Origin of the sequence: Halorubrum sp. FL23 (assembly GCF_052439115.2) — an archaeon.
Taxonomy (GTDB): Archaea; Halobacteriota; Halobacteria; order Halobacteriales; family Haloferacaceae; genus Halorubrum; species Halorubrum persicum.
In genome coordinates this window covers 120407-138193 of sequence record NZ_JBQVRO020000010.1, presented here as the reverse complement: position 1 = coordinate 138193, position 17787 = coordinate 120407, and the positions used below count along the sequence as shown (strand labels likewise).

Sequence of the window (17787 nt, the reverse complement as noted above, 5' to 3'; positions counted from 1 at the left end):
TCCCAGCACCCTAATAAATCCCGACAGAACCGGGCTCGCGGTGTTAAGTTAAGCAAGAGGCGGGGACGAGGATTCAGTGCTCTATGCCGAAAAACGCCCTCCTCAGCGAGGTACCGAGTGGATCGACTTGGGTTTGTGGAGCGAGAGCGGACACCCCGCGAGATCATTGAAAAGGGTATTCGGAACCACTTGCGGAATCATCGCTCTCGAATACAGTTACTCTTCTTGAGGATTTGGGTATCGATCGAAGTCGCGTTGCTGTTCACAGCTGGGTACAAAAAGCTGACCTACAGCCAGCTGGCGGTGAGAGCCCGGATCGCGTTGCGATCGGTCAGAAGGCGATTCAAGTCAACGATGAGCGGTACTGACTGTACGCTGCCGTCGATCCAGAAACGAACAGAATCCTTCATTTACGGCTGTTTCCGACGTACACGATTCCGATCGCACGAGAGTTTCTCAGTGAATTAGCCGAGAAACACGACGTTGAAGACGCGCTGTTTCTCGTCGATGACGCCGACGATCTGATCGGTGGACTCCGCCGCAAAAACTACAGTCACCGCGTCGAACAACACGGCTTCAGAGAGTCCGTCGAACGTGTCATTAGAGAATTAGGCCGACGAACTGCTTCGTTTTCAAACTGTTTCAGCCACGTCGATCCACCGACCGCGGAAACGCGGTTACAAGCCCACGCCGTCTGGGGTAGTGTTCAGATAAGCTGATTCCATGCGAAAGCGAACGATCTCAGCCACTCATGAGCAGTTTCTGCGTTCGCGTTGCTGAGACAGTTCGAAAAATAGATAGTTCTGCGTTTTATCTCACAAAATACACGTTCGACGCGGTTCCGATTTCCATGTCGTTCGTATCTGAAATCGAGGCCATGCTTTTCACAGGCTCGGTGAAGTGGAACCGCGCTATCAACGAGAACGGTCGCGTCATCTACGTCGTGTTTTTCGCGGAGTTCAGCGAAAAACTGATCTGCGATCACGTTTGTTCTTGTCGGCTCAAGCGTTGTATGTAGCAGATCGTTCGAGTCGGGACCGACGGCGGCGTACAGCCAATATTGTTCATCCTCAAGCTGAATCACCGTTTCATCAATCGCAACGTGATTCGGGTTCCGACCTGACTCTGGCTGTAGATCGACCTCATGAACCCAGTTATGAACGGTAGATCGAACCCGACCGACACCGAATTAGTCAAGAAACGATACAGTATTTAAAAGCGACAATCAGGATAAACGAAGCTGAATTTTGAGCTTCATCAACAGCCGCGGTGTTGCTTCTCGCTCCACAAACGCTAAGTTGATCTCGTCTAAACAGCCGCTGAGGCGGTCGTTTTCGGGCATGAATCGCGTTGAAAACGCACCGCCTCACGTTTCAATCCTTATCTGAACACTACCGCCGGAGGTAACCCGAACGAGCCGGCGCGGTGTTCCGTGTTTCGTCGTTCGGCGCTTCCTACCGTGACAGCGGCACCGCGAACCGGTCCACGAACGGGTGCGCGTACTCGACGTCGAGGCGGTCGTACACCGTCGAGGGGATCGAGAGATCGGCGAGGAGGAGATCGCCGCCGACCGCCCGGAGTCCCGTCTTCGGCAGCGCGAGCGTGACCGTGCAGTCCGGTTCGACCGCGACACCCGGTGTCTCTCCGGTCGTCGCGTTCGTGCCGGAGGGGACGTCGAGCGATACGACTGTTTTCGCCGCGCCGCAGACCGCCTCGATCAGCTCCGCGGTAGAGCCGCGGGGCGTCCCCGCCAGCCCGTAGCCGATCAGCGCGTCGACGACGACGCCCCCCCAGCGCCGCGTCGGCGTCGAGGTCGGAGTCGCCGTCGACCGATTCGACCGGCACGTCCATCGCTTCCAGTATCCGGAGCTGTTCCGCGGTGACGCCGTCGACGTTGGTCCGAGGCCGGTCGAGAACGACCTGAACGGAGAGGCTCCGATTCGCCGGATGCCGAGCGCACGCCAGCCCGCCGCCGCGTGAGAACTGTCCCGAGAAGGCACGGTCGACGACCTCGGAGAGCGCGGGATGAACCTGGACCGCGTCGCGGATGTCCGCCACCGTTCCCGAGCCGGCGGTCATCGCGACGACCTCCTCGATCAGGTTCGACGCCCCGGGACCGACGATGTGGCATCCCTCGATGTTGCCGTCGAGGTCGATGAGCACCTTCACGAACCCCTCGGCGTGCATCGCGCTCCCGCGGGCCGTCTCCTCGTACGCGTACGTGTTCGCGGCATACTCGCCGTCGCGACGCTTGACGGGGCCGGTGAAACGTGGTTCGCCTCTCGTGCGTGTTTCGACGACGCACGAACGACTCTCGTTTATAAATAACCGTCCCGTTTGTGGCGTATGACCCTCGCTCTCTCCGTCGAACTGGTGGCGACGATCGCCATCGTCGTCGGTGTAGCGGGCGCCGTCAACGGGGTCGCGGGATTCGGATTCGCCGTCGTCGGGACGATGGTACTCGCCGCGACGCTCGACCCCGCGACCGCCGTCGCGTTCATGATCATCCCGATGTTCGCCGTGAACGTCGCACTCGTCGGCGACCTCACTCGGGAGGAGCTTCGGACCTGTGGCACTCGATTCGCGCCGCTACTCGTCGCCGCCCTCGTCGGCACCATTCTGGGGATGGCGCTTCTCGACAGGCTTCCGGGGCCCCCGGTCCGGATCTTGCTCGGACTCGTCTCGCTCGGGTTCGTTGCGACGACCCAGCGCGTCGTCCCCCTGCCGTCCCCGTCGACCGCGACCGAGCGGGCGGTCGCCGACACGCCCCTCGTCATGGCGGCCGTCGGAGCCGTCTCCGGCGTCCTGTTCGGCGCGACGAACGTCGGGGTACAACTCGTCGCGTTCGTTCGCGGTTTCGACCTCTCACACGGGCTGTTCGTCGGCGTCGTCGCGCTCGTCTTCGTCGGGATCAACGGCCTCCGAGTCGTCGCAGCGGGCGCACTCGGCCTTTATCCCGACCTTGGGCTCGCCTTCGCCTCGGTCGCCGCTGCGGTCCCCGCGGTCGCTGGTGTCGCGGTTGGAAAGCGCCTCCGCGAGCGCGTGAGCGAGCGCCTCCGGCGCGGGGTCGTCCTCGGGCTATTGACGGTCATCGGTGTCCGGCTGATCCTCGGCGGCGCGGGAATCGCCTGAGCGCCGTCGGCGACGAGGGTGATGATCCGATCGCTGTCACGTGGTGTCCGATCTGTGGTAGTGGCGTGGTTTACGATGCGACTGTTAACGGCCAGCACCTCGCCTTCGGCGTCTCAGGAAAGCTAGCAGATGATGATCTCGTGTTGTACGACCATGAGACCGAATCCGAGTGGAACAGTCGACCGGTGAGTGTATCGCAGGCGAGCTCACCGGTGAGCAACCCCGGATCCGCTCCGAACCGATGACGACGTACGCTGCCTTCCGCGATCCTACCCTGACGGCGTGGTGTTTCAGCCTGAATCCAGTGGATCGGCCGCCGCAAGCGGGTACGACGATTCGGGGTAGAGGGTCTACGCGGAGCGAGAAGCGTTCGGCCTCCGAGGGATGCGGGGTGAGGGGCCGGAGCGTGAGTGGGACCACGGGGATCTTGACCCAAAGACTACCATTCTCGGAGTGACCCCAGCCGAGGGTGGGGCGCTCGGCTTCCCGCTGCCAGTCATCGAGGCAGCTGGTGGTGTAGTGGAAGAAACTGTCGGCGAAACCGACATTGTTGTTCGTGCGACCGCCGCTCTCACTCGAAACCACAGAATCATGAGCCTCCTCATCAGCCACCGTCCTCGTTGAGAAACTCGAGGAGCGGTACGGGATAACCACGCCGATCGAGACCTGTGTCCAAGAGCTCACGAATAGGTACTACTGGGGGCTCGAAGTCCTCCAAGCACTCGACGAGCCGATGACGGTCGATGAGTTGGCTGCCGAATTGGAGGTGGACACCGACGAGGTTTGCGACCGGGTCGCGTACCTCGTGACGTTCGACCGGGTCCACCGATACGGTGAAGTCACCCAACCGGCAGAATAGGCCGAGCGATGGTTGATGGTCTACATTGAGAACATAGAGCCACCGGAGTTCGGTAGTTGAACTAGAAACCCTAGTATTAAATTGGGGTTTAACATTAAACAGCGAAGGTTTTGACTGTGGAGAGGGTAGTCGTTGATATCAACACGTTGCGTGGCGCTATATTTGGATTCGAGATGAGTGTCCCCCTCCACATATGAGTTCCAATTCCAAGAGTGTCCTTGACCAGTCAACAATCGTCACCGTCGGCGACACGGCGTGGATAGCCGCGTATACTGACCAGCTCGAGGCTCAGTTTGACGCAACTGTACAGTCAGTCTCGACAGCCACGGCAGCCCAAGAGAGACTTCACGAAACCACCGTAGACTGTATTGTTACCGACTATTGTCTCCCTGAGACCACTGGCATCGATCTCGTCCGTAGGATTCGCGACACAACCACGACGCTTCCCGTACTACTGGGGACAGCTGAAGGAAGCGAAGTCATCGCTAGTGAGGCTATCGAAGCTGGTGTTTCCGATTACATCGCCGTTCGTGTGCCTCCCGAGGAAATCGTTCCCGATGCGCTGCAACGTACCGAACGGGCCCTTCGGGACGCCCAGCGAACGGCGACACAGCGCGAGCGCGCACGACAGTTCGATGCCACCTTCCACGACACTCGGTCGGCAACGTGGGTACTCGACACGGACGGAACGCTCACGCGCGTCAACCAGGCCGCTCGCGACATTATTAATGTCGACGCTGACGCCGTGGTCGGTGACCCATTCTGGACGCTCCCATGGTGGTCGAGTGACACACAGACCAGCGACGACATCCGCCGGCTTGTCGAAGCAGCGCAACGCGGCAAGTTCGGGCACGCCGTCGTCACGCAAGCATCGGTAACTAGTGAACGGGTGTTGGATCTCTCCGTCAAGCCGGTCACCGACGAACGTGGCGAGCTCGACTCCATCATCGTTGACAGCGTCGAAATCACCGAGCGTGTCGACCTCGAACGGGAACTTCGGCGGTCGGAGGAACTGCACCGCGTCACACTCAACAACATGACTGATACCGTCCTCATGACCGACGAGGACGGCGAGTACACGTACGTCTGCCCGAACGTCCACTTCATATTCGGGTATACTGCCGACGAAATCCGAGAGTTGGGTACGATCGAGGATCTCCTTGGCGAGGATCTCTTTGACCGCCACGAACTGGCCGAGACGGGGGTTTTGAAGAACATCGAGACGACGGCGATCGACAAAGCCGGCCGCGAACACACCTTACTGGTAAACGTCCGCGAAGTCTCTATCCAAGACGGTACGGTGCTGTACAGCTGTCGGGATATTACGAAGCGCAAACAGCGCGAACAGGCACTGGCGACGCTCCAAGAGACCGCTCGGGACTTCCTGTACGCCGAGACCCACCAGGAGATCGCCCAGCACGTCGTCGACGACACGCCCGACGTCCTCGGGCTCGACGCCAGCGCCGTCTACCTCTTCGACGCCGACGACAACCACCTCCAGCCGGCTGCCCACTCACAGGCACTGCGGGACGCTCACGGTCCGCTTCCCGCGGTTCACGCGGACGGCCACGACCTCACGAGCCACAGCTTCGTCGAGAACGAGGCCCTGTTCTTCGAAGACGTCCACGAGGCGGATCGTCTCACTAATCCCGCGACCGAAATCCGAAGTGCCGCCTATATTCCGCTCGGGAACCACGGCGTGTTTATAACCGGGTCGACAGAAATCGGCGCCTTCGACGACGTTACGCGGGAACTCGCCGACCTGCTGGCGGCGACCGCTGAAGCGGCCCTCGACCGTGTCAGCCGCGAGTCACAGCTGCGCGAACAGGATCGCGAACTACAACGCCAGAACGACCAGCTCACGACGTTAAACCGGATCAACGAGACTATCCGCGAAATTGACCAAGCACTCGTGGAAGCTGAAACTCGCGAGCAGATTGACCACACCGTCTGCGAGCAGCTCACTGCTGATGGCCGCTTCCAGTTCGCGTGGATTGGTACGCTCGACGACGCGGGGAAAACGGTGACGCCACAGGCATGGGCAGGGACCGATCAGGGATACCTCGATACCCAATCGTTCCACGTCTCCGAGGAGACGGCCGAGCCGGCTGGTCGAACGGCGACAACAGGCGAGGTGACACACATCTCGAACGTCGCGACTGACCTTCATGCGGCCTCGTGGCGCAAGGACGCGATTTCCCGTGACTTCCTATCCGTGTTGAGTGTTCCGTTGGTGTATAACGACCTCTCGTACGGGGTCTTGACTGTGTACGCGGAGACACCTGACGCGTTCGACGAAACCATTCAGACGGTGGTTTCGGAGCTCGGGGAAACGATTGCTGCCGCGATCAGCGCGACCGAGCGCAAGCAGGCGCTGCTCACGACGTCAATGACCCGGATCGAGTACGAGGTGAGCGACCCGTCGTTCGTGCTCACGCAACTGGCAGCAGCGGCCGACTGCACGCTGACTTACGAAGGTGGTGTCCAGCAGACCGCTACCGGGAACTTCGTGTTTGTCACCGTGGATGACGCATCACTTGAGAGAGTCGTCGACGCAACAGATGGTCTCACAGTCGTCAAAGACGTCCAGCAGATACGCGGCGGCGAGGCTGGCGGTGTGTTACGACTTCGGCTGACTGAACCCTTCCTCGCGACGGAGCTCGCTGGTCACGGGGCTGTCCTTCGGAGTGTGACAGCTACGGCCACAGGTACGACGCTAGTCGTCGATCTGCCAGCAAGTGGTGACGTTCGGCACGTAACGCAGTTGCTCACTGACCGGTTTGGTGATACTGCTCTGGTGTCGAAGCAGACCCGGAAACAGGCCTCGGAACACGGGTTCTACGCGTCCGTCCTCAATCGCCTGACGGACAGACAGCTCGAAGTCCTCGAGACGGCGTACTACAGTGGGTTCTTCGAATCACCACGGAAGGCCGACGGCGAGGCTGTCGCGGACTCGTTAGGTATCTCACCACAGGCGTTCTATCAACATATCAGATCCGCACAGCGAAAATTGTTCGCGGCGCTCGTCGACGACCATACACCGGTCGCTGTAGGACACACCGAATGACTCCTCCGCGTTTCTGGGCCGATTCTAGTCTTCGAGCCCATCTTGCAGCCTATCCACGTCAATATCGACTACCGCTTGAATAGTAAACACCTGCGCTGAACTACGGTTCAGTGTTCAACTACCGAGTATTCCCTTCTATCCTCATTATTGGCGAGTAGAGTACCCCGCCCGACGGTGCTGGGACTCGCGATTAGCCATGAGAGATGTCGATCAAAACTCGGCCGAGGAATCGCCATACGAGTGTTTCGAATGCGGGAATGTGGTCGTTGCAGAAGAGAACCCTGGCACGTGCCCGGACTGCGCAGGTGAGATGCGGAATCGACGGACGCCGTTCGAATAAAAATGGCTTCGATATCAACGACACCCGACGAGACGCCGGAGGAACCGACCGAGGAAGAGTCCGCTCTGGAGACGGCTCGCCGCCAGCTCCAACACGCCGCCGGCCACCTCGACATCGACCAGCACATCGTCGAGCGCCTCAAACATCCGAAGAAGGTCCACGAAGTCACCGTCCCGATCGAACGCGAGAACGGTGATGTCGAGGTCTACACCGGATACCGGGCCCAACACGATAGCGTCCGCGGCCCGTTCAAGGGCGGGCTCCGGTACCATCCCGAGGTCACGCGCGAGGAGTGCGTCGGACTCGGGATGTGGATGACCTGGAAGTGCGCGGTGATGGACATCCCGTTCGGCGGCGCGAAAGGCGGTATCGCCGTCAATCCTAAGGACCTCACCGCCGACGAGAAAGAGCAGTTGACGCGCCGGTTCACCGACGAGATTCGGTCCGTAATCGGGCCAACGAAAGACATTCCTGCCCCTGACATGGGGACGGACCCGCAGACGATGGCGTGGCTGATGGACGCCTACTCGATGCAGGAGGGCGAAACCATCCCCGGCGTTGTCACGGGGAAACCTCCGATCGTCGGCGGCAGCAAGGGACGTGATGGGGCGCCCGGGCGGAGCGTCGCCATCATCACGCGCGAGGTGATCGACTACTACGACAAGGATATCAAGGAGACTGATGTCGCCATCCAGGGGTACGGCAGCGTCGGGTCGAACGCCGCCCACCTCCTTGACGACTGGGGTGCGAACGTGGTTGCCGTCAGCGACGTCAACGGTGGCGTCTACGACACCAACGGCTTGGACACACACGCCATCCCCTCTCACCACGAGGAGCCCGAAGCGGTGATGGGCCACGAGGCGCCCGAGACCGTGAGTAACGAGGAGTTGCTGGAACTTGACGTCGACGTGGTGATTCCAGCGGCAATCGGAAACGTACTGACGGCGGACAACGCCAACGACGTCGCCGCGGACATCATCATCGAGGGCGCGAACGGTCCGACGACGACTGCGGCGAGCGAAATCTTCGCCGAGCTCGACATTCCGGTGATTCCGGACATCCTCGCGAACGCCGGCGGTGTGACCGTCAGCTACTTCGAGTGGCTCCAGGATATCAACCGGCGATCGTGGTCGCTGGAGCGCGTCAATGACGAACTGGAGACGGAGATGCTGGCGGCTTGGAGCGACGTGCGCGAGGAGTTCGATACACGAGACGTGACGTGGCGTGACGCTGCGTACATCGTCGCACTCTCTCGAATTGCCGAAGCTCACGAGACACGCGGGCTCTGGCCGTAGTCCCGACGATGGCCGATATTGAGGAGAAATCGGTGGCTTCTCTCCTCATCCCTGCTTTTCGGCGACAAAGACGACCCGTCCGAATGAGTCCTCGGTGTATATTCCGTTCAGCGATTGAAAATGACTGCCCCCATATCGATGCCAAATAGATGGTAGTAGACGCGGTCGACACGATTGTCAATCTCGGAACGACTGTCTTCGTCCTGTCGACGATGCTTGCTGTCGCACTCGACCTGTCTATTGAGAGGATTTGATCCGATCGCTACTGTTGTACGGAAATGACGGAAGTCGAGTTGTTTCAACTGTTTCCAGTAGCACTCTTCAGCGACCGGCTGTTTCATCTTGTGTAGTGTTCCAAGAAGGATATTTCAATAAGAAATCCGCTAATAGCTGAACGAAAATGGACGCTGACATCGCGATTCACGACGCATATGTCCTCACGGTCGATGACCGAAACCGGCTCTACGAGCGGGGGACGGTACTCATCGAGGATAGTCACATCACCGATGTGCGAGCGTCCCGTGACGACGATGCGGACATCGATGCGACTCGCGTCATCGACGGCGAGGGCAAGCTCGTGATGCCGGGGCTCGTCAACGCTCATACCCATCTCGAACTGACACCGCTGATCGGCGCGTTCAGCGACCTCGACCTGACGGAGATGATGAGCGGGATGACCGCCATCTTCGGCCACATCGCCGAGGGCGAATACGGCTACCTCACCGAGGCGGGGTACGAACTCGCGGCACTGAACTTCCTCGCGGGTGGCGTCACCACCGTCAACTCCATGGACGTCCGGCCGAGCGCGGGCGCGGAGACGTTCGGCGAGGCGGGCCTCCGCGGCTTCTTCGGAGTGGCGCTCTCCGATCTGTTCTGGGACATCCCTGTCGACGACCAGTTCGCCCGCGCCCGCGAGTTCATCGACGAGTACCAGGACACCTACGACGGACGAATACGAGCGACGATCAACCCCCACGACGACTGGTCGTGTACTCACGAGATGTGGGAGCGCACTGCTGGTCTCGCCGCCGAGTACCCCGACCTGCTCGTTCACACCCACCTGCTGGAACTCGAGGCGAGCAACAAGATGGCCCGGTCGAACGGCGCCGACGACTCGCTCGCCCTCCTCGACGACGTCGGCCTGCTGGACGACCGACTGGTAGCCGCGCACTTCCGGCTGGCCGACGGCGAGGATATCCGACGGACTGCCGAGGCTGACGCATCGGTCGCACACTGTCCGTCCATCTTCTGTTACTGGAACACGGACGGCGACGTGCAGTGGACGCCGGTGCCGGAACTTCGAGACGCGGGCGTCGACGTCGGTCTCGGTATCGACGACCACTACTGGCACGACTCCTACAACCTGTTCGGCGAGGCGCGGCAGGCACGGCTCGCGGCCAATCTCAAGCGGTCGACCGGCCAGTACCACTCGATGGAGCTGGTGCGGATGCTCACTATCGAGGGTGCAGAAGCCCTCGGCGTGGGCGACGAGATCGGCAGCATCGAGTCCGGCAAGCGCGCCGACGTCATCGTGCTCGACGTAGAGAAGCCGAAGTTCACGCCGCTGACCAATATCCCGGCGCAGGTCGCTAACAACGCGGCACCGGCGGACGTGGAGACGGTCATCGTCGACGGCAACGTGCTGATGCAGAATGGCGAGATCGAGACGATGGATGCCGAGGCGGTGCGCGAGCAGGTCGAATCCGCGGTCGACCGCTTCGCGTCGGAGACCGACTGGGAACTCGGGATCGGTGGCAGTGAGCCACCGAGCAAAGTGGATGTCGCTCGCGATCTGCCGAAGCGCGGCCCTGCTCAGTTGCTCGGGCGGCTCGCGTTTCAGTCGATCGAAGATAAATACCCGTTCTGAGACAAGTCGGTGGTGTCTGCCGGAAACGCCCACAACCTATGCACAGGTTCTGGCGTTCGCAACGAGAGGGAGTTCGGAGAAATTGAGACTACAGGGAGTGGCGGAGTACAGTATGAGAGGAGTTTTGCGACGCCCGTAGCACAAACAATTTCGGCCTTGGACAGGTTCATTGTCGGAACAAATGTAAGACAGGTTACGTGAGTTGAGAGACTCCCTTCATGTGAGCAAGCTCAGGCGACAATTTCCAGTGAGACATCGCTTCTCGGCGCCGGTGATGAGCAAGTGTTTGCACAAACAACCAACGGAACTCTATACGCCCTCACTCAGCCACCATAACCCGAGATACTACGGTAGCAGACAACAGCGTTAGCAAGCGTTCACCCCGGGGTCAAGCCGCGAGGCACCTGGTCTGCTCCGCCTGTAGATTCTGGTTAGTCTCGTATAGATCAGCTACTGCAACTCTTCGACGAGGGCAGCGACCGCCTCGTCGACGAGGTCGCTGTCAAGACGACCCTGCCAGAGGTCGATATCTTCGTGGTCGATCGATTGGACGCCCCATGGGACGATCCGACTCCCATCGGGCGTCCCACCACGAAGCCAACTCTCCCCCGGGATGTCGATGAGATCGTCCATCCAAGATTTCGACGTCAACGTCAGCACGATATACTGATCGCCGTGAAACGGCCGCCCCTTGTGATTCGAGAGAATGAGCCACGGCCGGGCGTCTTCCTCGCCTTTGAACGGATCATCCCCGTAGACGACGTCACCCCGCTCGAAAATCGGTGTCTCTTCGTCGGTCACTGTTCGTCCTTGACGCTCGGGTGTGTTTCCTGCGGTGCATGCTCGCGCCAAGAATCCTTGTCCTCCGCACCCAGCTGATCGTTGAACAGCGCCGTTGCTCGTTCGTACCCGCAGTATCCGTCGAGTCGTCCGGCGTCGTTGGTTACCGCCCAGTACGTCGCCTTGTGTTCGACCAGACCACGATCCTTCAGCCGCGAGAGTGCAGTGCTGACTGCACCCTCGTCGACGCCAATCTGGGAGGCGATTTCACGGGCCTTGAACGCCCGATCATCGTTAGCGGCGAGGAACCCAAGGACCTGATCCGGGACGGAAAGGTCCGCGAGCTCGTCCTCACTCGTGTTCTCGAAGGTCTCTCGGTCGATAGACATCGTTACGTAGGGATACGTCATCTGCTGTAAAGAGTGTTAGGAGTGAAAGCTCCGAAAATGGCGAAGAGACATCATTGCTGACCCCGAGGTAGCTCAAGAATCGTATCCATTGGGCCGACCGATCTCAACTACTGTCTGAGCGGAGAAGTTGAGACTACAGGGAAGTTGGCGGGGTTGTGAGTATTCACTTCAGAACTACTCCGGAACAATCTCCGTCATAAGGACACAGGGAAAGAAAGTGAGAGAACGTATCTTAGTGTTGGTCGGTCTTATTCGCCCCTGACCGTCCGGTTCGCTGGTGAGAGGTCGGTCCTGATGATCTCGTCCGATGAGACTGTCGCGCTGGTTCCGTCATCGTCTTCGACTTCAACGGTGAAGGAGCCGTTCTCGCCGCGTTCGATCGAGGTCTCGTTGATCTCTATCTGGGTGGCTTGGGCATCGGTGAGACGCGTGGCGTTCTCTTCACCGTTCGTGTCCTGACTCTGCTCCGTATCGTTGAGGTCGTAGTCGCTCGTGTTGATCGTGATAGCGTTGGACGCGTTGAGTTTCACCGGTTCATCGGTGGAGGTGACCTGTTTCCCGGGAAGATCGACATCTGCGATGACCCTTGTCTCGTCTGGCTCCTTGAGTGGAGCAATCTTGACGCGGATCGTGTCTTCGTCCAACCCGGAGGCCGAGGCTTCGAAATGGACGGCGGCACCCTCGTCGAAGTAACTCCGGACCGTATGGTTCATCCAAGCCGTCTCAATAGCCCGGTCAACCTCTTCATCGCTCACTTCTCCGGGGGTGATGACGTCGACGGTGTAGTTGGCTGGCAATGCATCATCCGATGCTGCGTCGGTCGTCGGTCCATCCATAGCGGCGACGGCACTACCAGTCCCAAGAGCGAGTAGTGCGGCGACCGCGAGGACGGCAAGTTTCGTGCGCATAGTGCGTCAATTCACCTTGTAGTGTGGAGACACCACCGAAGCCTCCAGACCCTGAAGGAGTGGTGCTCTCCACGTAGACCGTTAGATGAAAGACCTGAAAGTGATTGATTGGAAATGTGTTACGGAACCGGTTCACAACCCGTTTCACCCAGTAGTCAACCGAGAACTACGTAAGGACGACGACGTTGCCCATCCCGTTACGCTTCCGTTCGACCAAGTCCTTGCTTTCGAGGGTATCCAAGGTTCGGCTGACCGTGGCCTTGGACAACTCGGTCCCCTCGACGATATCTCGTTGTGGAAGTTTACCGTCGGCGTCGAGCACGACGGTATAAACTGTTTCCTCGTTGTTACGTAACCGGTCAGCCGTCTCCTCCCACCGCTCCTCAGGGTCCGGGGTGTCGTGCTGGACAGTGCCGCTACCGTGTCCGTCACTGATTGCTTGCCGTGTCGGTGGGCGTTCTCCGCCGTTTGCGATGGTGTTCGGTGTCGCTGTCTCGGTCGTCGGGACTGGGGTGGGATAGTCGTGGAGTAAGAGGTAGGTGCCGCTGGCACCGAGGAGGGAGGCCGCGACTGTGATGAGGGCGACATCGGTGTAGGTGAAGTACTGGCCGAGCTGGGTGGTTTGTGTGCTGCTGTCGCCGATAGAGACCATAACCGGTGAGGGAGTGATCAGTTGGACGGCAAGCACGAGGACCGCGGCAACGAACACGGCCGCCGCGATCAGGCGCTTACCGTGGAGGGCTGACAGGTCCATATGATCAGGGTTAGTGAGGACTCCGTCTAATGCGTATCGTTCTTTTGCTGTGAAACCGGGGTGAAACGCCTGTGAAACGCATTTCTAACCATTTCCCAACCAGTTTCGCGAAGCACTGATATGGTCTTTCACCCAACTTCTGGTCACGAATGACATCCGATCTGTGGTCCCGCCTCACCCTGTTGGTGGTCCTCGCCGCCCTCGGTGTCTCGCTGGCTGTCATCGGGAGCGCGGTCGGTGCGACGACTCCCCTCGCTGCCTCCGAACCGAGTGCAGCGTTTGTCGTGTCTGAGGACAACGTCACCTTCGAACGGGGCAATCAGCGGGCTACCCTCCTCAACAATACGACCGGGGTCGACAGTATCGAGATCGAACAACAAGGCAGTGGTACCTACCACGTGAACACGGAAGCCAAGAACCCACTGACGGACAGCGAACGCAACCAGGCCAAAGCAATCGCCCGAGGCAACGCCACCGTACAGCAGACAGTTCAGGACCTGGATCAGTACGAACTAACCGTTGAACCGATCCGCAAACTGACCGTTGACTCTGCTCAGACCACCTCCTTCACCGGCCTCACCAACACCTCGAGGGACGGCGAGAAAGTTGCGGAAGAGGAGACGTTCACCCTCACAGTCGAAGACAGTAACGAGACGGGCACAGTCACCATCGACCGTGAATCCGAATACGTCGAAAACGAGGCTGTCGTCAGGATTCGCGATTCCGCCACTGACGAGATCTGCTACTCCGCCACAGTCAACCTCGAAAACGAGACTGTCACCGACATCTCTGACTGGCACTCGGATTACCCCTAGTCGTCTCACCTCTGCTGAGGAAGGTAGTCGGGAAACTGAGTGGCATTCGATCGTCGAAGCTGTTCGCATGCATTGAGAAAGTCAGTTGCGACTTTTCTTCGTGTAGAGCCCTGCTTGCTAACCGCAGTCGCTCGCTTCGACTCTCTTGATTTAGCGGCCTACCTCGCTGTAGTATGGCGATTCAACACAACCCCGAAATGAAAGCGAATAGAGGAGAACGGTCTTAGGAGTGAGCAAGATTCAATTCAATTTCATTCACGATGCTACGGACGAGATTTGGGAGTTCCCGATCAAATCGGTCACCAGTAAGGCGGTGTGTCGGTCCCGCGACGGCTAATGCACCAAGTACGTCACCATCGGGCCCTGTTACAGGGGCTGCCACCGATCGAAGTCCTTCGGTGCTCTCTTCGCTGTTGAAAGCGACGCCACGATCCCTGATCTCTGCGAGCTCGTCGAACAATACCGTTTTTTCAGTGATAGTCTGTGGTGTCGCCGCTAGAAGTCCGTAGCGGTCAACGATTTCGCGAACCCACTGGTCGGAGTGTTGTGAGAGGATCGCTTTCCCCGCAGCAGTCTGATGTATCGGGAAGCGTCGACCTTCACGGCCACGTGAATAGACACCACTATGGCTAACATCGCGGTGAAGAACGACCGCATGACCGCGCTCTTCGACGGCAAACTGAGCGCTTTCTCCCGTCTCGGCCGCGAGGTCACGGAGTTTGTGTTTGATCTCTGCCGATCCCGGATACTCCGAGCGTACGTGCGCCCCCAAGTCGAGATACCGGAGGCCAAGTCGGTATTCCTCGTCTTCTTTTACGACACAGCCGTGTTTCATCAATGACCGGAGATGCTTGTGAGCTGAACTTTTTGAGAGGTCGGCCCTCTCAGCCAGTTCGGTCACGCCGGCGCCGTTCGTCTTCCGAAGGGCAGTAACGATAGCGAACGATGTGTCGATACTCTGTATCGTCGATCCATCTGCTTCAGGACTACTACCACCCGGTTTCCAGTCTTCCATTGAATAGAAGGAATCCGGGAAGTACAAAGTAATTTCCCCAATAAGAAATAGATAAGAATATTGTTTCTTATCGTTACAGCCACGTCCGATATACTCTCGGGATCTCGTTTTGAGGTCGAATCATCCGAACCAGAGCGTATCACCACCGCACTACTTTTTACAATATTCAATAGCAGAAAATAGAGAGGAAAAGTTAGTAAGACTGCTAAACTATGTTTTCTTCTCGTGAATCTACTTGGTGTATATATGTGTATTCGACCATGGGAGAAGTATGAGTTCGATAACGGACCAGCAGATACGGTCGATCGACGATCTGGAAGTTATTGTCGACACAGACTTTCACCTGACGGAGCGTCAGGAAGACATTTTTCCGTACCTCGAGAGTCCGTTCGACGAGTTACTAAATAGCCAACAAGGTGACGACTACGGCTATCTCGGTCGTGTCTATCCCGCACACGGGATGGTGTACTCAGTGACGATCGGGAAAGCTGACTCGGAAACCGTTCGTACCAAGGAGGACATCCAGAAGGGAAGAGACCTAGTCGAGTGGGATAAAGCGATCATCACGCCGACTCAGAACCTGTATCTCGGGGCCGTTCACCATGACGACCTCGCAGCCGCACTCGCGACGGCGTACAACAACTGGCTTCTCGATGAGATTGTCGATCCTGAAAACGGCCTATACGGGGCGGCAATCGTGGCCCCACAAAAGCCGCAGAAGGCGGCTGAAGAAGTCGAGCGCCGAGCCAACGAAGACGGAATTGCGGCGGTGATGATCCCGAGCGGGTCCGTCGACCCACTCCTCGGTCACGAGTCCTACTACCCGCTTTATGACGCGTGCGAACGGGCAGGGCTGCCAATTAAGATGCACAACGCCGCCGGAACGATGATGACGCGGTTCCCGTCCACGTGGCAGGCGATGAATCGAGCACTTCCAGTTCATGCGACATCACATAACATGATGCACCAGACGAATCTGGCGGACATGCTGACTCGGGGCGTCCCCGAACGGTTCCCCGATCTCAACTTCGTCATCCAAGAATCCGGTCTCGGCTGGTATCCGTACTTCATGCGGCGGTTCGATCACGATTATATGGGGGCAAAATGGGACGCACCGATGCTCGATAAGCGACCGAGCGAATATCTCAAAGATCAATTCTACGTAACGAGTCAACCGGTCGAGGGGTTAGATGATCCGCAGTATCTCACTGAGACGATTCGTCACTTCGAGGGAGAGAACAGCCTGATGTTCTCCTCCGATTACCCGCACTTCGACTTCGATAATACCGGTGAGCTACTGAAGATACTTCGCTCGGAGTTCACCAGCGAAGAGATCCAGAACATCTACGGAAAGACCGCAGAGCGAGTGTACGCCTTCGACTAACCATGAGTGAGTCCACACAACCAGATCCGGACCAGAGTAACATACATCACGTCATCGCAGCAGACGACATATCTGACGGTGAGCGCATCATCGTAGATATTACGGGCCGGGAGATTGCTGTCTTCCACTCGAACGGAGAGTTTTATGCACTGTCGAACTACTGTACGCATCAGGGCGGTCCAGCCTGCGAAGGGTTGTTGAGTGGAACCCTCGACGTCGATAAGGACGATGAACTCGTGTGGGCGTGTGATGACGAAATTGTCGCGTGTCCCTGGCACGGGTGGGAGTTCGATATCACTGACGGCACTCACACGGCAAGCGACGATTACCGGTTGCCGACGTACGACGTCCACATCCTAGACGGAGAGCTGTACGTCGAGTTGTAGCCTGAAATCGGGTATCCGCTTCGAGCAGAAATTCAATTTCCCCACATGGTACACAGCGATCGGGTACGCTCAGTACTGGAAGATGCCAAACCACCGGACTGGCTCGACGGCGATGACCCATATGCAGACATCGATATCGAGCAGCTCCCTGACTGGTGGCACGACGCTATCGTAGAGTTCAGGGAACACAATCTCTCTCCGTATCGACCACCGCGGTTTACAGACGACGTGCTCGTGCCGCCGTTAATCTTCCAGATAGAGACAGCGTACGATATCGAAATCAAATTGGTGGGAGTCAACGTAGATCATGGAGATACATGGGAAATTTGTGTTGACGGTGAAGTTGCATCCACTGTCAAGCGGGAGCGGCTGTCGGACGGATACACACTGTACAAGATGACGAGTGAGAAGTTCTTGGACATCGTGCAGACACAGCTGTGACTGCGATCGGCCCCGTATTCTTCGAGAAGCTCACTTACTCCGTATGATACCACCGATCGGTCTTCCACCCGTCTCCGTTAGTGCCCCAGCTATCGAACATCGCCTCGTCGCTCCCGTAGCCGACGGTCACGCCATCGATCGGTGTCCGTCTGCTGGGAGGTGGTCCACCTCGCCTTCGAGCACCCGAAGAACGGTGTATCGGAGGTGCTCGTGAGTTCGGTTGTCTGTCGTACGAGCGATCTGATTGTCCTGCTTGGCAACGTGCTCGGCTTCCTTGGGAGCCGTCTGAGATCGGGTTCAGTCATTTATTCAACAGAGGCCAGAACGCGCCTCC

At 58.5% G+C, this 17787-nt stretch carries 16 protein-coding genes and 5 pseudogenes; 12 read left to right on the top strand and 9 right to left on the bottom strand.

Features of this window, described 5'->3' with window-relative positions; genetic code table 11:
* The first annotated feature begins 83 nt into the window (after window positions 1-83).
* Window positions 84-719 (top strand): annotated as a pseudogene (locus tag ACT4MF_RS13290) (IS6 family transposase).
* Here ACT4MF_RS13290 and ACT4MF_RS13285 read toward each other — a convergent pair.
* The 3 genes and pseudogenes from ACT4MF_RS13285 to ACT4MF_RS13275 all read right to left on the bottom strand — a co-directional run.
* Window positions 707-1342: pseudogene (locus tag ACT4MF_RS13285) on the bottom strand (IS6 family transposase). The pseudogenes ACT4MF_RS13290 and ACT4MF_RS13285 sit on opposite strands and share 13 nt — an antisense overlap.
* Before the next feature lie 112 nt (window positions 1343-1454).
* Window positions 1455-2000: an NAD(P)H-hydrate epimerase gene (locus tag ACT4MF_RS13280; RefSeq protein ID WP_180271858.1), complete on the bottom strand. Its 546-nt coding sequence runs from the start codon at window positions 1998-2000 to the stop codon at window positions 1455-1457.
* Window positions 1966-2244, bottom strand: a pseudogene (locus tag ACT4MF_RS13275) (oxidoreductase dimerization domain-containing protein); the annotation flags it as partial. The gene ACT4MF_RS13280 and the pseudogene ACT4MF_RS13275, both read right to left, overlap by 35 nt.
* Before the next feature lie 102 nt (window positions 2245-2346).
* On the opposite strand from ACT4MF_RS13275, the gene ACT4MF_RS13270 reads away from it, so the two are divergent.
* From ACT4MF_RS13270 to ACT4MF_RS13240, 7 genes and pseudogenes are all read left to right on the top strand, one after another.
* Entirely contained in the window at window positions 2347-3132 is a 786-nt protein-coding gene (locus ACT4MF_RS13270; RefSeq protein WP_444682964.1) for a TSUP family transporter, read from the top strand.
* A gap of 65 nt (window positions 3133-3197) precedes the next feature.
* Entirely contained in the window at window positions 3198-3377 is a 180-nt protein-coding gene (locus tag ACT4MF_RS13265; protein ID WP_444682963.1) for a DUF3179 domain-containing (seleno)protein, read from the top strand.
* Between the two features lie 368 nt (window positions 3378-3745).
* A pseudogene (locus tag ACT4MF_RS13260) lies at window positions 3746-3991 on the top strand (hypothetical protein); the annotation flags it as partial.
* A 193-nt stretch (window positions 3992-4184) separates the two neighbouring features.
* The gene (locus ACT4MF_RS13255) at window positions 4185-7058 is read left to right on the top strand and encodes a bacterio-opsin activator domain-containing protein (RefSeq protein ID WP_444682962.1); all 2874 of its coding nucleotides are present in this window, start codon (window positions 4185-4187) and stop codon (window positions 7056-7058) included.
* 196 nt (window positions 7059-7254) lie between these two features.
* On the top strand, window positions 7255-7398 hold the full coding sequence (locus tag ACT4MF_RS13250; RefSeq protein ID WP_144050469.1) for a rubrerythrin-like domain-containing protein: 144 nt from the start codon (window positions 7255-7257) through the stop codon (window positions 7396-7398).
* A 2-nt stretch (window positions 7399-7400) separates the two neighbouring features.
* On the top strand, window positions 7401-8693 hold the full coding sequence (gene gdhB, locus ACT4MF_RS13245) for a glutamate dehydrogenase GdhB (RefSeq protein ID WP_444682961.1): 1293 nt from the start codon (window positions 7401-7403) through the stop codon (window positions 8691-8693).
* A gap of 400 nt (window positions 8694-9093) precedes the next feature.
* Window positions 9094-10560: an amidohydrolase family protein gene (locus ACT4MF_RS13240; RefSeq protein ID WP_444682960.1), complete on the top strand. Its 1467-nt coding sequence runs from the start codon at window positions 9094-9096 to the stop codon at window positions 10558-10560.
* A gap of 450 nt (window positions 10561-11010) precedes the next feature.
* On the opposite strand, the gene ACT4MF_RS13235 is transcribed toward ACT4MF_RS13240, so the two are convergent.
* The 4 genes from ACT4MF_RS13235 to ACT4MF_RS13220 form a co-directional block, all read right to left on the bottom strand.
* Window positions 11011-11361: a type II toxin-antitoxin system PemK/MazF family toxin gene (locus tag ACT4MF_RS13235; RefSeq protein ID WP_444682959.1), complete on the bottom strand. Its 351-nt coding sequence runs from the start codon at window positions 11359-11361 to the stop codon at window positions 11011-11013.
* Complete coding sequence (locus ACT4MF_RS13230; protein WP_444682979.1) at window positions 11358-11729, bottom strand: MarR family transcriptional regulator; 372 nt, start codon at window positions 11727-11729, stop codon at window positions 11358-11360. Before ACT4MF_RS13230 ends, ACT4MF_RS13235 begins: the two co-directional genes overlap by 4 nt.
* Before the next feature lie 269 nt (window positions 11730-11998).
* Complete coding sequence (locus ACT4MF_RS13225; RefSeq protein ID WP_444682958.1) at window positions 11999-12658, bottom strand: hypothetical protein; 660 nt, start codon at window positions 12656-12658, stop codon at window positions 11999-12001.
* Window positions 12659-12824: 166 nt separating this feature from the next.
* Window positions 12825-13412, bottom strand: coding sequence for a helix-turn-helix transcriptional regulator (locus ACT4MF_RS13220; protein WP_444682957.1), 588 nt, complete (start codon window positions 13410-13412; stop codon window positions 12825-12827).
* A 149-nt stretch (window positions 13413-13561) separates the two neighbouring features.
* On the opposite strand from ACT4MF_RS13220, the gene ACT4MF_RS13215 reads away from it, so the two are divergent.
* Entirely contained in the window at window positions 13562-14227 is a 666-nt protein-coding gene (locus ACT4MF_RS13215; RefSeq protein WP_444682956.1) for a hypothetical protein, read from the top strand.
* Between the two features lie 223 nt (window positions 14228-14450).
* Here the strand turns inward: ACT4MF_RS13215 and ACT4MF_RS13210 are convergent, their stop codons facing one another.
* Window positions 14451-15242: an IclR family transcriptional regulator gene (locus tag ACT4MF_RS13210; protein ID WP_444682955.1), complete on the bottom strand. Its 792-nt coding sequence runs from the start codon at window positions 15240-15242 to the stop codon at window positions 14451-14453.
* Window positions 15243-15513: 271 nt separating this feature from the next.
* Here ACT4MF_RS13210 and ACT4MF_RS13205 point away from each other — a divergent pair, with 271 nt between their 5' ends.
* Genes ACT4MF_RS13205 through ACT4MF_RS13195 form a run of 3 tightly spaced genes read left to right on the top strand, consistent with a single transcriptional unit; the run spans window position 15514 to window position 17453 of the window.
* Window positions 15514-16626: an amidohydrolase family protein gene (locus ACT4MF_RS13205; protein WP_444682954.1), complete on the top strand. Its 1113-nt coding sequence runs from the start codon at window positions 15514-15516 to the stop codon at window positions 16624-16626.
* A gap of 2 nt (window positions 16627-16628) precedes the next feature.
* On the top strand, window positions 16629-17012 hold the full coding sequence (locus tag ACT4MF_RS13200) for a Rieske (2Fe-2S) protein (protein WP_444682953.1): 384 nt from the start codon (window positions 16629-16631) through the stop codon (window positions 17010-17012).
* Window positions 17013-17057: 45 nt separating this feature from the next.
* Window positions 17058-17453 carry a hypothetical protein gene (locus ACT4MF_RS13195; protein ID WP_444682952.1) on the top strand — a complete coding sequence of 132 codons (396 nt, stop codon included), beginning with the start codon at window positions 17058-17060 and terminating at the stop codon, window positions 17451-17453.
* Window positions 17454-17511: 58 nt separating this feature from the next.
* On the opposite strand, the pseudogene ACT4MF_RS13190 reads toward ACT4MF_RS13195, so the two are convergent.
* Window positions 17512-17758 (bottom strand): annotated as a pseudogene (locus ACT4MF_RS13190) (hypothetical protein); the annotation flags it as partial.
* Window positions 17759-17787: the final 29 nt, after the last annotated feature.